Annotated in this window: 13 protein-coding genes; 6 read left to right on the plus strand and 7 right to left on the minus strand. The window is 66.6% G+C overall.

Annotation, left to right across the window (positions count from 1 at the left end; translation table 11 throughout):
* Positions 1–33: 33 nt before the first annotated feature.
* Positions 34–2,931: a DEAD/DEAH box helicase gene (locus CHB73_RS08370; RefSeq protein WP_089274034.1), complete on the minus strand. Its 2,898-nt coding sequence runs from the start codon at positions 2,929–2,931 to the stop codon at positions 34–36.
* Positions 2,932–3,142: 211 nt separating this feature from the next.
* On the opposite strand from CHB73_RS08370, the gene CHB73_RS08375 reads away from it, so the two are divergent.
* Both CHB73_RS08375 and CHB73_RS08380 read left to right on the plus strand, forming a co-directional pair.
* On the plus strand, positions 3,143–4,399 hold the full coding sequence (locus CHB73_RS08375; protein ID WP_089274036.1) for a [FeFe] hydrogenase, group A: 1,257 nt from the start codon (positions 3,143–3,145) through the stop codon (positions 4,397–4,399).
* A 28-nt stretch (positions 4,400–4,427) separates the two neighbouring features.
* Entirely contained in the window at positions 4,428–4,784 is a 357-nt protein-coding gene (locus tag CHB73_RS08380; RefSeq protein WP_235641559.1) for an iron hydrogenase small subunit, read from the plus strand.
* Positions 4,785–4,953: 169 nt separating this feature from the next.
* Here CHB73_RS08380 and CHB73_RS08385 read toward each other — a convergent pair whose 3' ends face one another.
* Entirely contained in the window at positions 4,954–5,460 is a 507-nt protein-coding gene (locus CHB73_RS08385; RefSeq protein ID WP_089274038.1) for a tetratricopeptide repeat protein, read from the minus strand.
* Between the two features lie 189 nt (positions 5,461–5,649).
* Between CHB73_RS08385 and CHB73_RS16765 the strand changes: the two genes are divergently transcribed.
* The 4 genes from CHB73_RS16765 to CHB73_RS08400 all read left to right on the plus strand — a co-directional run bounded on the left by CHB73_RS16765 (position 5,650) and on the right by CHB73_RS08400 (position 10,858).
* Positions 5,650–5,928, plus strand: coding sequence for a CopG family transcriptional regulator (locus CHB73_RS16765; RefSeq protein WP_179216963.1), 279 nt, complete (start codon positions 5,650–5,652; stop codon positions 5,926–5,928).
* Positions 5,925–7,979 carry a TonB-dependent receptor plug domain-containing protein gene (locus CHB73_RS08390; RefSeq protein WP_179216964.1) on the plus strand — a complete coding sequence of 685 codons (2,055 nt, stop codon included), beginning with the start codon at positions 5,925–5,927 and terminating at the stop codon, positions 7,977–7,979. Before CHB73_RS16765 ends, CHB73_RS08390 begins: the two co-directional genes overlap by 4 nt.
* Before the next feature lie 31 nt (positions 7,980–8,010).
* Entirely contained in the window at positions 8,011–8,982 is a 972-nt protein-coding gene (locus CHB73_RS08395; protein ID WP_089274042.1) for a deoxyhypusine synthase family protein, read from the plus strand.
* 178 nt (positions 8,983–9,160) lie between these two features.
* Positions 9,161–10,858 (plus strand): potassium channel family protein, encoded by a 1,698-nt coding sequence (locus tag CHB73_RS08400; protein WP_089274044.1) that lies wholly within the window; start codon positions 9,161–9,163, stop codon positions 10,856–10,858.
* 46 nt (positions 10,859–10,904) lie between these two features.
* On the opposite strand, the gene CHB73_RS08405 is transcribed toward CHB73_RS08400, so the two are convergent.
* From CHB73_RS08405 to CHB73_RS17150, 5 genes are all read right to left on the minus strand, one after another.
* Positions 10,905–11,903: a hypothetical protein gene (locus CHB73_RS08405; protein ID WP_089274046.1), complete on the minus strand. Its 999-nt coding sequence runs from the start codon at positions 11,901–11,903 to the stop codon at positions 10,905–10,907.
* Positions 11,904–11,940: 37 nt separating this feature from the next.
* Positions 11,941–12,939, minus strand: coding sequence for a tetratricopeptide repeat protein (locus tag CHB73_RS08410; protein WP_089274047.1), 999 nt, complete (start codon positions 12,937–12,939; stop codon positions 11,941–11,943).
* Positions 12,940–12,974: 35 nt separating this feature from the next.
* Positions 12,975–13,349, minus strand: a complete 375-nt coding sequence (locus CHB73_RS08415) for a zinc-ribbon domain-containing protein (protein WP_143337342.1) — start codon at positions 13,347–13,349, stop codon at positions 12,975–12,977.
* A 12-nt stretch (positions 13,350–13,361) separates the two neighbouring features.
* Positions 13,362–14,561, minus strand: a complete 1,200-nt coding sequence (locus tag CHB73_RS16770) for a zinc ribbon domain-containing protein (protein WP_179216965.1) — start codon at positions 14,559–14,561, stop codon at positions 13,362–13,364.
* Positions 14,562–14,639: 78 nt separating this feature from the next.
* The gene (locus CHB73_RS17150; protein WP_235641560.1) at positions 14,640–15,182 is read right to left on the minus strand and encodes a hypothetical protein; all 543 of its coding nucleotides are present in this window, start codon (positions 15,180–15,182) and stop codon (positions 14,640–14,642) included.

Here is a 15,182-nt window from a genome sequence, read left to right on the forward strand (position 1 = left end):
CTTGCGCCGGTGCGTGACGGCGGGCGTGTTCTCTTACCAGTCCACCGGAAGGCGCGCCTTTTGCCCGGCCTTGTTCTGGAACAGCACGTAGCGGTGTTCCCGGCCGAAAAGATACAGGTCGCGCGTCACGGCCACGTCCTGGCGGCAGTAGCGGGCGATCTCGTCCACGCGCCCTTCCTTCCACCATTGCAGGGCTTGCAGGCCATCGGCGCTTTTGCCCACGTTCAGGGTGGCCTGGGCCAGGTTGTCCAGCTTCAGCCGGTAGCCCAGGCGTTCGTGCACATGGGCCAGCATGTCCAGGGTGGGCAGCCGCCGGTAGGCGAAGGGGTGTACCCCGGCCAGCACGCCGTAGTCAAACCGGATGATGTTGAAGCCCACCACAAGGTCGAAGGATTTCAGGCGCTCGGCCAGGGCCGGGATGTCCTCCTGCGCATAATCGATGAACTCGTCAGGGCCGGAGTCGTACAGCACGGCCACGCTCACGCCCATGAGGTCGGGCCGGGTCCAGCCTCCGGCCTCGGCGGCGCTTCTGCGGGTCTCCACATCCAGCACGCCGTAGCGCCTGGGGGTGACGACGGCGGGCGCGCCGGGCTGCGTTGCTTGTTCAGGCATGGCGTCCTCCTCCTTTGGGGTCGGGGTGATGCTGGGCGGGCGGTCCTCTCCGGGTGCGCCACAGCACAGTTCCTGCAGCAGAAAGCGCGCAGCGGCCTTGTCGATGGGCCGGTTGCCGCTGCCGCACTTGGGCGAGTGCACGCAGGACGGGCAGCCCAGCTCGCAGGGGCAGTCCGTCACCACGGCCAGGGTGCGCGCAAGCAGCTCCTCCGCGCGATTGAAAGCCTCCCGCGCCAGCCCCGCGCCGCCGGGCATGGCATCGTAGATGAATACGGCCGCGCCGCCGGTTTGCGGATGCATGGGGGTGCTTATGCCGCCCAGGTCGTTCCGGTCGGTCAGCACCAGCAGCGGCAGAATGCCGATGGCCGCGTGCTCCACGGCGTGGATGCCGCCCATGAAATGCAGGTACTCGGCCTCGGCTGCGCGCCGGGCCTCGTCGGGCACGTCGAACCAGATGCCTTCCGTCTCGAACACGCTGGGCGGCATGTCCAGCGCAACCATGCCCAGCAGCTCGCCGCCGCGCGTGGAGCGCTTTTCGTATCCGGTGATGTGCTCGGTGACCTTGAGCCGGGCCAGGCTGACGCGCGTGCCCAACAGTTCGCGTCGGCCCAGTATTTCGAGGATCTCCGTATCCTTGCTGGAGCGCACGCGGGTGGAGAAGCCTACCCTGGCGGCGCGCGCCTTCACCGTTGCGCCGGGGATGTCCAGGCTGTGCACCAGGTAGCTGCGGCCCCGGTGCAGGTACACCGCGCCGGGATGCGTCTCGCGCCGGGCGCGCAGGGAGTCCACCGCGCCGATGACCTCGCCCGTGTCCGCGTCCTCGATGCTGATCTGGCTGCCCGCGCCGCGCAGGTCCACGTTGTGGTGCGGCCGCTTGCGCGGGGAGAGAACCTCGCGGCCGTCTGCGCTTTCCAGCAGTTCGCCGCTGGCAAGCAGGGAAGCGAGCGCCTGGCGCGCGCCGGGGCCGTCCAGGTAGCTTTCCCCCCCGCGCGAGAGGTCCAGGGGCAGCTCCGCCGCGGCGCACACCATGTGCCGGGGGAGTATGACCGGGTTGGCCGGGTTCAGCACGGCGTTTTCCGGCGGCCGGGCGAAGAAGTCCTCCGGGTGGCGCATGAAGTGCTGGTCCAGGGCGTCCTCCTGGGCCACCAGCACCACGGCGCTTTCGCGCATGGCGCGCCCCACGCGGCCGCCGCGCTGCAGGGTGGCCATGACGCTTCCCGGGTAGCCCACCAGGATGCACAGGTCCAGCCCGCCGATGTCGATGCCGAGTTCCAGGGCGCTGGTGCTGATGACGGCGAGCAGGTCTCCCGAGGCCATGCGCGCCTCGATCTCGCGGCGCTCTTCCGGCAGAAAACCTGCGCGGTACGCGCTGATCCGGTCCTTGAAGCGGCCGCTTTTGTCCCCGGCCCACAGGGCGATGAGCTCGGTCATGCGGCGGCTTTTGGCGTACACGATGGTCTTGAGCCCGCGCGACAGCGCGGCCTGCAGCAGCTGGATGGCGGCGGAAGCGGGCGAATCCTCCGGGTTCAGGAAGATCATGTGCCTGGCCCCGGAAGGGGCGGCGCTTTCGGTGACGGGCATGGCGTCGAGCCCGGTGAGCTGGCGGCAAAGCTCCGCCGGGTTGCCCACCGTGGCCGAGCAGAACACGAAGCAGGGATCGGAGCCGTAATGGCGGCACAGGCGCATGAGCCGCCGCAGCACCTGGCTCATGTGCGCGCCCAGCACGCCGCGGTAGGTGTGGACTTCGTCCAGCACCACGTGGGTGAGGTTGGCCAGGACCTGCGCCCAGGCCCCATGGTGCGGCAGCAGGGACAGGTGCAGCATTTCCGGGTTGGTCAGAAGCAGGTTGGGCGGCCGCTTGCGTATCTTGGCCCGTTGCGAGGGCTTTGTGTCGCCGTCGTAGATGGCGGCGCTGGGGCGCGATGGCTCCGGCAGGCCGCCGGTCAGCTCCGTGAAGCCGCGCAGCTGGTCCTGGGCCAGGGCTTTCAGCGGGTACACGGCCAGGGCGCGGCTGTCCGGGTTCTGCAGCGCGGCCTCGATGACGGGCAGCTGGAAGCAGAAGGTCTTGCCGCTGGCGGTGGGCGTGGCCACCACCACGTGCCTGCCCGCGCGCAGCAAATCGGCGGCCAGGGCCTGGTGGGCGTACAGGGCCTCCACCCCGCGCGCGGCCAGCAGTTCGCCAATGGCCGAGGCCCAGGGCCGTCGGGGCGCGGCGAAGGCGGCCTCGCGGCCGGGCAGCAGGCGGTGGTGGCGCACCTGCCTTCCCAGGCGCTCGCTGGCGAGCAGGGCTTCGACGTATTCGGCGACCGGCGAATTCATGCTCCGCAGTGTAGGGCAGAAGCGCTTCGGGCGGAAGGGGGCGGCCCCATGGCCGGGCCGCAAGTGTCCGCCATATTTTGCTCCCTGTATTGACATATTACGAATTGCGTGATTAAGGGCAATGCATGTTATTTTTTCACGCTTCGTAACACTGTGCGGTGTGGTCCGCGCAGTGCGAGGAGAGGTGTGTCCCAAAATCTGGAGGTGCAAGATGCAAGAAATGGAAAAGGTGATGATGAAGGGGAGCGCCCCGAAAAACGTCGACCCGAACAGGTTTTCGTTCGTCCAGGTTGACGCGGCCAAGTGCGAGGCCTGCGGCACCTGCGACGAGGTGTGCAAGACCGGAGCCATCCAGCCCGTGGGCAAGGACGAGAAGCGCCAGGTCGTCGACCCGGCCGCGTGCATCAACTGCGGCCAGTGCCTGGTGAACTGCCCCTACGGCGCCATTTATGAGGAAGTGTCCTTCGTGGACGAGGTGTTCAAGGCCCTCAAGGATCCCGACACCATCGTGGTTTCCATGCCTGCCCCGGCCGTGCGCTATTCCCTGGGCGAAGCCTTCGGGATGCCTCCGGGAACGCATGTGGGCGGCAAGATGCACGCGGCCCTGCGCAAGTTGGGCTTCAAGTACGTCTGGGACAACGAGTACACCGCCGACCTCACCATCATGGAAGAGGGCACGGAGCTGCTCAACCGCGTGAAGCATCCGAGCCACCACGCGCCCCTGCCGCAGTTCACGTCCTGCTGCCCGGGCTGGGTGAAGTTCGTGGAGTCCTTCTACCCCGAACTGCTGCCGCACGTGTCCAGCGCGCGTTCGCCCATCGCCATGCTCGGCCCCCTGGCCAAGACCTACGGCGCCAAGGAGACCAAGACCAATCCGGCGAAGATCTTCACCGTGTCCATCATGCCCTGCATCGCCAAGAAGTACGAGGGGCTGCGGCCGGAGATGTCCGCCAGCGGCTACCGCGACATCGACGCCACCATCACCACCCGCGAACTGGCCTACATGATCAAGAAGGCCGGCATCGACTTCAACAAGCTGAAGGACGAGGAAGCCGATCCGGTGCTGGGCATGGCCACCGGCGCGGCCACCATCTTCGGCACCAGCGGCGGCGTCATGGAAGCCGCCCTGCGCCTGGCCTACGAGGTGCTTTCCGGCGACAAGCTGGCCAATGTGGACCTGAAGGCCGTGCGTGCCCACGAGGGCATCAAGACCGCCAGCATCGACGTGCCCAAGTTCGGCAAGGTGAACGTGGCCGTGGCCAGCGGCCTGGACAACGCCAAGAAGCTCTGCGACGAGGTCAAGGCCGGAAAGAGCCCGCACCACTTCATCGAGATCATGACCTGCCCCGGCGGCTGCGTGAACGGCGGCGGCCAGATCCTGAACCCCAGCGTGCGGACCGCGGATTCCGGCTGTTCCAAGGTCTTCGCCGAGATCAACAAGCGCCTGGCCATGCGGGCCAAGGCCTAGCCCACAGGTTGACAAGGAGGAAACGACAATGAGTGAACACATGGACTGCACCCGCCGCCAGTTCCTGAAGATCGCGGGCACCGCCGCCGCCGTGGCCGCCGTGGCCACAACCCTTCCCGGCATCGCCACCGAGGCCCAGGCCGCGGAGCTTGACCTGCTGACCAAGCGCCAGACCGGGGTCTACGCCGCGGACGCCAATCCCAAGCTGTACAAGCTGCGCAAGTCCCAGGACAATCCCATGATCAAGAAAATCTACGCCAAGGACGGCTTTTTGTCCGAAGGCCCCTGCGGGCACAAGTCCCACGAGCTGCTGCACACCCACTATGTGGACCGCAGCGCGAGCATCAAGGCCCTCAAGGCCAAGGGCATCAAGCTGAAGGCCTAGCCCAGCCGGAACAACGCCTGTCGAATCCAGCGGCCTGAGGAGAGGATGCGTCCGAATCCGAGGGCTGCCCTGCACAAGGCTTCATGCGCGACCGCGCGCGGCACCGGCGCTGTCGCCCAGGGTCGCGCAAGCCCTTCGCGGTGACGCGAACGTACCGGGAATCCGTGAATCAGCGCAGCCGCTTGAGCGCGGCGTCCAGCTCGGCGCGCACCTCGGCCAGGGAATGCACGAGGATGGGCGGCTTGGGCGCGTCGCTGTCCAGGTAGCGGGAGAAGGCCTGGAAATGCGAACGCGCGGCGTTTCGCAGCGCCGGGTCGTTGTCGATTGTCGGCGTGCGCAGCAGGGCCTGGCCCATGTTGAAGTGCGCCAGTTGGTAGCCGCCTGCAATGGCCTTGGCGTATTGGGCCATGGCCAATTCGTCGTCGCCCTGGCGTGCGGCGATGACGCCCAGGTCGCCGTGGGCCTCCGCCGCCTCCGGCGTGCCTTCGTACAGCGCGATGAGCTTGTCGTAGTTGGCCTTGGCGAAGCCCAGGTTGCCGATGCGCAGGAAGCGCTCTCCCTGGTGCAGCAGCACTGGGGCGGGCTCGGCCGCGCGGGCCGCCGTCGGCGGCGCGGCGAGTGGCGCGGCAAGGGCCGTAAAAACGGCGAGACACAGAATGCGGGCGGTGCGGGGCATGATTCCTCCAGAATGCTGCATGGACGATAGTGACACGAATTTTCATATCATGCAATATTTCGGCTATTGGCGACGCGCGCTTCAACGCCAAGGACAGATGGGGCGACATAAATGCTTTCGGCATGGCTTGAAATCGCGGGCCATGGGTGCTACGAAATACAAATAAATAGCACAAAAGGAGCATGTGCCGTGACTCAACCTCAGCCCGGCGTCGGCCTGGTGGGTGTCCGTTTCGAGGATGCCCGCGAGGCCCTTGGGAGCATCGAAGACGTTTTGGCCGCCTTTCCGGATGTGGTGCTGGCCCGCATGAACATACCGCATCTGGATGCAAGCCCGGAGGTGGCATCCGGCCTGCTTACCCTGGTGGTCCGCGCCAGCACCGACCAGATGGGCGCGCTGGCCGGGCGGCTGGGGATGCTCAAGAACGTGCGCGTCAAGTCCGTGTTCCTGGAGGAGGCCCCCCTGTGAACCGTTCCGGGCACGCCGCGCGCTGCCGATTCCGCATCAGGATTCCCTTGGGCCTTGGGCTTGCCGCCGCCCTCTCGCTTGCCCCGCTTGCAGCCTTTGCGGCTGAGGACGGAGGTGCAACGGTGACCCTTGATCCCGTTGTGGTCACCGCGCGCGGCATCCCGGTCCCGGCGTCCAAGACCCCTGGCGGCGTGGGCGTGGTCACCGAGGAGGAGATCAGGCGGAGCGGCGCGGTGTCCCTGCCGGAGGTTTTGGCCAGGATCCCCGGCGTGGCCAAGAGCGGCGACTCGCCCTGGAGCTCGGACGTGAGCATACGCGGCCTGGGGCGCGACTCCGTGGTCATTCTGGTGGACGGCGTGCGTCTGAACATGACCACGGACATCAACGGCAGGCTCGCCGCCGTGAACCAGAACGACATCGAGCGCGTGGAGGTTCTGAAAGGCCCCATCAGCGCGCTTTACGGTTCCGGCTCCATCGGCGGCGTGGTGAACATCATCACCAAAAAAGGCCGCTTCACGAAGCAGCAGGAGGTCCATGGACAGGCCTCGCTTGCGGCCTCCACCAATCCCCAGGGCCCGGACACCTACGGCAACCTTTCTGTTTCCGGCGAGCGATACTGGCTCATGGGCTCCGGCGGCTGGCGCGAAGGCAAAAGCTATTACGACGGCCGTGGCGACAAGCAGCAGAATTCCCAGTTTGAGGATTGGCAGGGCAAGCTGGCCGGGGCCTTCAAGTGGACCGGCGAGCACGAGACCATGCTCCAGTACCAGTCCGTGGACGGCAGCCAGATCGGCGTGCCCGGCGGCAACTCCGGCGGCCTGCCGGCGAACGCGGACTTGACCCTGCGCGAGAACGACCGCCGCTTCGTGCAGCTGGTGCATACCTGGACGCCCAGGAATATGGCCCTCACCGAGTCCAGCCTGGACCTGTCCTGGCAGCTCATCGGCCGTTATCCCCGGCTGGACAACTACAGCTCCGGGGCCATCGCCTGGCAGCAGCCCAGCGCCACCCACGAGACCCTCACCGGCCGCTGGAAGAATGTGCTGCGCCTCAATGACCACACGGTGGTGGCCGGGGCCGAGGTATCCAATTGGGACATGCGCTCCCGCGCGCAGGTGATGACCAAGGCGGGCGTGACCAGCAACGCCATGCCCGTGCCGGACTCGAGCCAGATGGTTTCCGGAGCCTTTGCCGAGGACGACTGGAAGCTTGCGCCGGACTGGACCCTGAACCTGGGCGGCCGGGTGGACGCGGTGCACATCACCAACGGCGGCGGCACGGTGATCTCGCGCTCCGGCGGGGAGAAGAACGACACCAACTGGGGCGGGCACGCGGGCCTCACCTACGTCGTGAGCGACCCCTGGTCCGTAAGCGCCATCGCCGCGGCCAGCTACCGCACGCCCAACATCCTGGAGCTCTACAAGCGCATCAACCTGGCCGGGGGCATGGTGGAGCAGGGCGACCCGAACCTGAAGCCCGAGGAGAACCGCTTCTTTGAGCTGGCCCTGGACCGCGCGGGCGAGACCCTGCGGCTGCATACCAGCCTCTACGCAAACTTCCTGCACAACTACATCACCCGCGAGCAGACCGGGGCCAGCACCTACACCATGACCAACGTGAACACGGCGGAGATCTACGGGGCGGAGCAGTCCGTGGAATGGGACTTCGCCGCGGGCTGGACGGCCTACGCCAACGCCGCCTACACGCAAGGCCGCGATGAAACCCACGGCACCTGGCTGCCGTTCATTGCGCCGTTTTCCGGCCTTGTTGGCGTGAAGCAGAGCATCGGGGCCTGGTGGTGGAGCGTGGAAAGCCAGTGGGCGGCGGAGCAGAACAACACCACGCCCACAGGGACCAAGGGCGACTCCTGGGCGGTTGTGAACGCGCGCACCGGGTACAGCCTCATGTCCGGCGAGTACCGGCACGAGTTCACGCTGGGCGTGAACAACCTGACCAACGCCTCCTACCAGAACTACATGGCCAGCTCGCGCGGGGTCAGCTACCGCGAGCCCGGAATCAACGCCTACGCCAACTGGAAGGTCAGCTTCTAGGGCGCGGGCACAGGGAACATCGGAGCAACATATGACCAGCGTATCCGCATTCATGGACACGAATTTCCGCCACTTCAACGCCCGCGAGACCCTGGACGCGGCCCGTGCCTGGCGCGCGCTGCTCGACCGGGGCGGGGCCATGTTCCTGACCATGGCCGGGGCCATGAGCACCGCCGAGATCGGCGTGAGCCTGGCGGAGATGATCCGCCAGGGCAAGGTGAGCGCCATCTGCTGCACGGCGGCAAACCTGGAGGAGGACCTCTTCAACCTCTTCAATCACGACGAGTACAAGATGGTGCCCGGCTACCGCGACCTTTCGCCCCAGGACGAGCACGCCTTGTACGAACAGGGCTTCAACCGCGTCACCGATACCTGCATCCCCGAGGGCGTGTTCCGGCAGGTGCAGGCCCGCATGACCGCCCTGTGGCGCGAGGCCGCCGAAAAGAACGAGCCGCGCTTCCCCTTTGAGTTCATCTACGCACTGTTGGACGAGCCCGGCGTCCCGGAGCTGTTCCAGGTTCCGGCGGAGCATTCCTGGGTGCTGGCGGCCAAGAACAAGGGCCTGCCCATCTACACCCCCGGCTGGGAGGACTGCACCCTGGGCAACATCTTCGTGTCCGAGGTCATGCGCGGCAACCTGGCGCACCACGGGGCCGTGCGCCACGGCACGGAGCAGATGCAGCACCTGGCGCGCTGGTACACGGACATGGCCGCGCGCAAGGTTCCGGTGGGCTTCTTCCAGATCGGCGGCGGCATCGCCGGGGATTTCCCCATCTGCGTGGTGCCCATGCTCATTCAGGACATGGAGTTGGAGCAGACGCCCTTTTGGGCCTATTTCGCCCAGATCGGCGACAGCACCACCAGCTACGGCTCCTATTCCGGGGCCGTGCCCAACGAGAAGATCACCTGGGGCAAGCTCGATGCGGACACCCCACGCTTCATGATCAATTCCGACGCGGCCATCGTGGCGCCGCTCATCTTCTCCTACGTGCTGGGAGAGTAGCGGTCCTGGCCGGCCCTGGGGGCGCGGCCGCCTCCGGGTCCGGGCCGCACGGGGCCTGGCGCTGCCCGCTTGGAAAACGTCCGCCGCTTGTGTATGGAGTCCGAAAGGACGGCCCGGCCACCCGGCCGGGAGCACCACGCACCCAAGCAGGCAGGCCCCCGCCGCAGCAGGACTCCGCATGAAGTTCATCCCGGCCCAGCTCGCCACTCTGTTCCAGGACGGGGCCTCCCACCGCAACATCCGCTTCCTGCTCAAGTTCTTGGGGATGCTGGTGGGCGTCATCGTCTTCTACAGCCTGCTCTTCCACTTCATCATGCAGTGGGAGGGGCGCGAGTTCTCCTGGGTCACGGGCTTCTACTGGACGCTTACGGTGATGAGCACCCTGGGCTTCGGGGACATCACCTTCACCAGCGACCTGGGGCGGCTGTTCTCCATCGTGGTGCTTCTGACCGGCATCATCTTCCTCCTGGTGATGCTGCCCTTCACCTTCATCCAGTTCTTCTACGCACCCTGGCTGGAGGCGCACTCCCGCTCCCTGGCCCCGCGCGAGCTGCCCCCGGCCACCAGCGGCCACGTGCTGATCATCGGCGCGGACCCCACGGCCCTGAACCTGGCGCGGAAGATGCGCCAGTACGGCCACGCCTACGCCCTGCTCTGCCCGGACGTGCAGAGCGCCTTGGCCCTGCACGACCAGGGCTACGCCGTGGTGGTGGGCGAGCACGACGACGCCGAAACCTACCGCAGGCTCAGGGCCGAAAGCGCGGCCCTGGTGGTGGCCCTCGACAGCGACGTGCGCAATACCAGCATCGCCTTCACCGTGCGCGAGGTGAGCCAGCACACGCCCATCCTCGGCAAGGTGGACCAGGACGAGTCCCAGGACATTCTGACCCTGGCGGGCTGCACCCACGTGTTCCCGTTCACCTCCATGCTGGGGCAGGCCATCGCCAGGCGCAGTCTGGGCGGCGAGCGGCGCTCGGGCGTCATCGGGCGTTTTTCCAGCCTCGTGGTGGCCGAAAGCCCGGTCATGGGCTCGCGGCTGGAGGGCAAGACCCTGCGCCAGTGCGGCCTGCGCAAGGCGGTGGGGGTGAACGTGGTGGGCTTTTGGGAGCGCGGGCGTTTTTCCCTGCCCGAGCCGGACCTGCCCCTGCACTCGGGCATGGTGCTGGTCATCGCGGGCGACGAGGAGCAGATCCGCTCCTACGACGCCTTTGCCGGGGCCCCTGCCAAAAACGACGCTCCGGTGATCATCCTGGGCGGGGGCAGGGTGGGCAGGGCCGCGGCCGAGCAGCTGCTCCAGCAGGGCCAGGACTACCGCGTGGTGGAGAAAAGCCCCAGGCAGACGGGGCCGCAGGAGCGCCTGGTGGCGGGCAACGCCGCCGACCTGGAGGTGCTGGAGCGGGCGGGCATCCGCCAGGCCCCGGCCGTGCTCATCACCACCCACGACAACGACATGAACATGTACCTGACCATCTACTGCCGCCGCCTGCGGCCGGACATGCAGATCATCAGCCGGGCCACCCTGGACCGCAACATCGGCGCGCTGCACAACGCCGGGGCCGACCTGGTCATCTCCCACGCCTCGCTGGTGGCCAACACCGTGGTCAATCTGCTGAGCCCGGGCAAGGTGCTCATGCTGAGCGAGGGCATCAACATCTTCCGCACGCCTGTGCCCGAGGGCCTGGCCGACAAGACCCTGCTTGAGAGCAACATCCGCGACGAGACGGGGTGCAGCGTGGTGGCGGTGGACTCCGGCCAGGGCCTGCGCATCAACCCCGACCCCGGCCTGCCCCTGCGCAGGGGCGCGGAACTGCTGCTGGTGGGCGACAGCGCTTCCGAGCAGCGCTACCTGGAGCGCTTCGGCGGGGGCGAAGGGTAGGCCGACCCAGGCCGCGCGGCCAGCGCCCGGCAGCCTGCGGCGGCGACTACTCCACCTTGCGCAGGGGCTCGCACAATTCGCCCTCGTGGCGGGGATATGCTGCTCGCTCGCGGACGAGGACGCCATTGTCATACGTGTATTTCAGCGGCGGGACGTCGCCGCATTGCGGTTCGGTCATGCTTTTTGGGGAGAAGACGGCGACACCGTCGTACACGTTGGCGACGCCCTCGAACGTCCGCGAGAGCGTGGAGGATCTGTTGCAGGTGAAAATGCCCTGCGAGGTTTCCATGAGTTCCACCTGTTTGTACCGGAGGCCGTTGATCTTGGTCGGGTCTCCCGTCACGGTGATGGTGCGCGTGGTATGAATGCGCGTACGGCTTGCCCGTGTGTAAAACGTTCCTGACCATACGCCCAGGAACTTGGCCTGCTCGCCCTCCAGGTACGCCGCGTACTGCTTTTCACTGGCCAAGCGGGAGTGCTCCAGTCCGCTGCGCACCTGCGCCAAGTCGACCGGGAAGTGCTCGCCCGTGTGCAGGAACATCTCCGCGCGCGCATCTTGGCCGGGATTCCCTTCGTTCCAGACGGCGTCTATGAACCCCTCTTCCGGGTCCATGAAAATAACGGCCACGAAGGGCTGCGTGTCGGTGAAGCTCATGACGTCATAGCGCAGCACCCGCCCATCCCGCTCGACAGACATGCCGAAGAAGATGGAGCCCGGCTTGGCTTCCTTGACAAATCGCCGGTACCGTTCCTCGCCAAGGGTTTCCTTGAAGGCCGCAGTGAAGCCGGAGTGATCGAAGAGCATCTGCCCGTTGATTTCCTCATGCGGGGGTTTCCCTTCCCAAGCCTTCAAGCCGGAGAGGTCGAAGCGCTTGCTCCGGTCGAAGAGCCTGGCAAAAAAACCGCGCGTAGGCGCTTGCGATTCCTGGGCCGCGGAATGTGCGGCGGGAGGCCCGGCGATCTTGGCCGCCACCCAGCCCAGGGCGATCATGCAGAGGCAGGCCGCAAGGCCCAACAGAATGTTTTTCACGGTTTTTCCGCCCATGGCCTGCTCCTTCTGTGTGTGCGCCCGAACCGGCTTCCTAGTTGAGCTGATCTTCTAGAAGCTGGCTGTTGGCCAGCGCCTTTTCCACGCGCGCAAGCCCGTCCGCGATGTCCTGGCTGGGCTCTGGGCAGCGCTGCTCCGCCAGCTTGTAGGCCAGCCGCGCTTGCTGGAAGTCTCCGGCGTGCTCCGCGCAGACCCCGCGCAGATAGGGCAGGGCATGGCCTTGCGGGTGCGCGGCCTCGGTTTTGCTCCATATGGCGCAGGCCTGGTCCATGTTCCCGGCCTGGGCGAAATCGACGCCTTTGGCGATGGCCTGCTTGGTGGCCTCATCCATGGCGGAATCGTCCTCGGTGATGAGCGACACCCGGACATGCTCCACATGCGGGGCCACGGTCTGCAAAAAGGCGGCGATGGCCCGCTTGCGCGCGGTGTCCACCAGCCCGTCGCCGGAGGGCTGCGCATCGCTGGTGCCGCGGCAGAACTCCGCCTTCTGGCTCTCGGCGAACTCCTGCGCGAAGACGATCCTTCCGGAGGCGATGTTCACCACCTTGGGGGTGAAGGCGAAGCTTCCGGTGCGCCTGGTGCAGGGAATTTCGTGCACCTCGTACTTGGTGCAGGAGTCGTTCTTGCCGCGCCGGACGCAGATGCTGCGCTTTTTGAGGATGCGCTCGTCGCGCCAGTCGGAGAAGCTCACCGTGCCGAGCACCAGGCCGCTGGCCTTGGGCCCCTTGGTGCGCTTGCGGTATTCCTGGGTGTCAAAGGTCATGGCCACGCCGTTGGTGTCCTGGGCGTTGCGCAGGGCGCCCGCGTCCATAAGGGTGAAGTAGGGGCTCGGCCCAAGGGAAAAGGCCCCAAGCGCCTGCTCCACGGCGGCGGTGGTCACGTTGCCCTCGTCGTTGTGGAAGCGGGCCACGGCGATGCGGCGCAGTTGCGTCACTTCGTGCGCCTTCGCGGGCTCCAGCACGTTCATGGTCACCTGCGGGGCGCAGCCGCACAGGGCGAGGACAAGCAGCAGGGCGGGAACGGTAGGTCTCATCGTCACTCCGGAAAAAGGCGTTCGCAACGCCTGGGTCAGTTGGCCTTGCGTCCGCAGCCCCCGCAAAACAGGTCGTCCTCGGCCAGGGGAGCGCCGCAGTCGGGGCAGAAGCGCTTGCGCAGGGCCTGGCGCGCCGCTTCATGCGTCTGCGCCAGCCGCGCCGGGAACTGGGAGTCCGGATTCGCCGCCAGCCAGGAATCGGCGTCGTTGGCGGGGGCGGTGTTCTTCGGAAGCGCTGGCGACAAGCCGACCATGAGCGTGGCCATGGGCCCGAAGAGCAGTCCCGCGCAAAACCAGGGCACCATGTCCCTGCCCTTTTGCCCGGCGATGTACGCGGCGGGCCAGCAGAACAAGAACATCCAAATCAAGAGAGGAATGAGCCCTGCGAGTGGGCTAGAGCTATAGAACATGCAACGCCTCCTTTATGCCCCGGTTTTGCGCCCGCAGCCCCCGCAAAACAGGTCGTCCTCGGCCAGGGGAGCGCCGCAGTCGGGGCAGAAGCGCGCGGCCGGGGTCTGGGCCTGCTGCACAGGAGGCTGGGTTTGCTGCTGCTGAGCATTATGCTGGGCGTTCTGCCGGGCGGCCTGGGCGGCGGCCTGGGCGGCGCGCTGGGCGTTTTCGAATTTGCCCTTGACTTGGGAAATGCCACCCTGGAGCGCGGAAGCGGCGTTCTTCAGGTCCAGCCCTTCGATGGCGGAAAGATAGATCAGGCACATGCCCTGGATGATGATGAGGCCGGGCAGGACGAGCACCAGGGCGAAGGCCAGGGCCAGGCCGGAGCCACCTGCGGCCAGGCTTGGCAGCGAGCCTCCCATGAGCAGACCAAGGAGGCCTATGCCGCCCATGCCGCCTATGCCGCCCATGCCGCCCATGCCGCCCATGCTACCCATGCCGCCCATGCTACCCATGCTACCCATGCCGCCCATGCCACCCATGCCGCCCATGCCGCGGCTCATGCCGCCGCCGGACAGGTCCAGCATGGAGGGGGCCACCGCCAGCGTGAACCCAGTGCCGACCAGCAGGATGCCCACCAGCATGAAGCCGACTGCCCCGGCCATGAACCACAGCAATAACTGCTGCAGCACCACTGGAAAGAGGCGCTGCCGGGCGATGGCGAACAGGTTCGCAATGGAGGACATGACGGTCTCGCCGCTCCATACGGCCACGGAGGCGAAGGGCAGGAGCACGTTGGCCAGCATGAAGAACAGCAGTCCCAGAACCACCGCCGAGAGCGGAGTGAAGAAGAATGAAAATGCCGGTCCGACGCCGGGAATCTTGCCGGTTTGCAGCAGCAGGGCCATGGCCAGCAAGGTGGCAAGAAAGATCAGCCCGGCGATGAGCAGCACCCCCAGCAGTCTGTGGCTGGTGCACAGGGAGCGAACCACAGCGTTCATGGCGCTGGTGCGTAGGCCGCTGTTGGCGAAATCGAAGAGCATGATGCCTACGGCGTTGAAACCGTAAAAGACAATGGCCCAGCCCAGCAGTACGCCCATGATGATCAGGCCGAGGCTTCCGGACGAGCCGAAGACGTAGACGCAGAGCCCGGCGCAGAGCACCGTGCCGAACAGCAGCAAAAGCGCGCGCCAGTTTTTGACCGCTTCGATAGCGTCGAGCAGGGACATTGAAGACTTGGCGACATTGGAAAACGTCATGGGCATTCCCCCCTGGTTCATGTGGTGGTGTGTTCCGCCGAGAAACGCCTACTGGATGCCGAGCGCTTCCTTCTTTTTGCGCAACTGCTCGTAGATGTCGTTTTCCATTTTGCCGGGCGCGCTCGCTGCGCTCCCGCCGACCTTGTCGCCGTTGGAGTCCTTCTTGGCTTTGCCCTTCGCTCCCTCTGTCGTTTTCGCCGCCGCCTTCGCTGGCTGCGCCTTGTGCGCTGGCGTCGCGGCCTTGGCTTGCGCGCTGTCTCCATCTTCCGGCTTGTCAGACTGTGGCTTGGCTGCGTCCGTCGGGACGGGAGCCGGGGCGGCAGTTGCGGTCGGTGCCGGTTCGGCCGGTGTCGGTTCGGCTGCGGCATCCGTTTGGGCGGGCGTCTGCTGGCTGCGGAAGAAGAAGAAGGAGCCCACGGCGATGCCCGCCAGGGCGAGTGCGATGCACAGCCATTTGATGACCCGCAAGGCGCTTGAGGAGCCGCGCGGCGCGTCTTTGGCCGGTGCGCCGCCGCTTTCGGCGGATTGTGGGGCGGCGTTGCGCGACGCATCGCCGGGGTCCGTCTCTACCGTTTCCGCCGCCGGGGGCAT

Source organism: Humidesulfovibrio mexicanus, from assembly GCF_900188225.1.
GTDB lineage: Bacteria > Desulfobacterota > Desulfovibrionia > Desulfovibrionales > Desulfovibrionaceae > Humidesulfovibrio > Humidesulfovibrio mexicanus.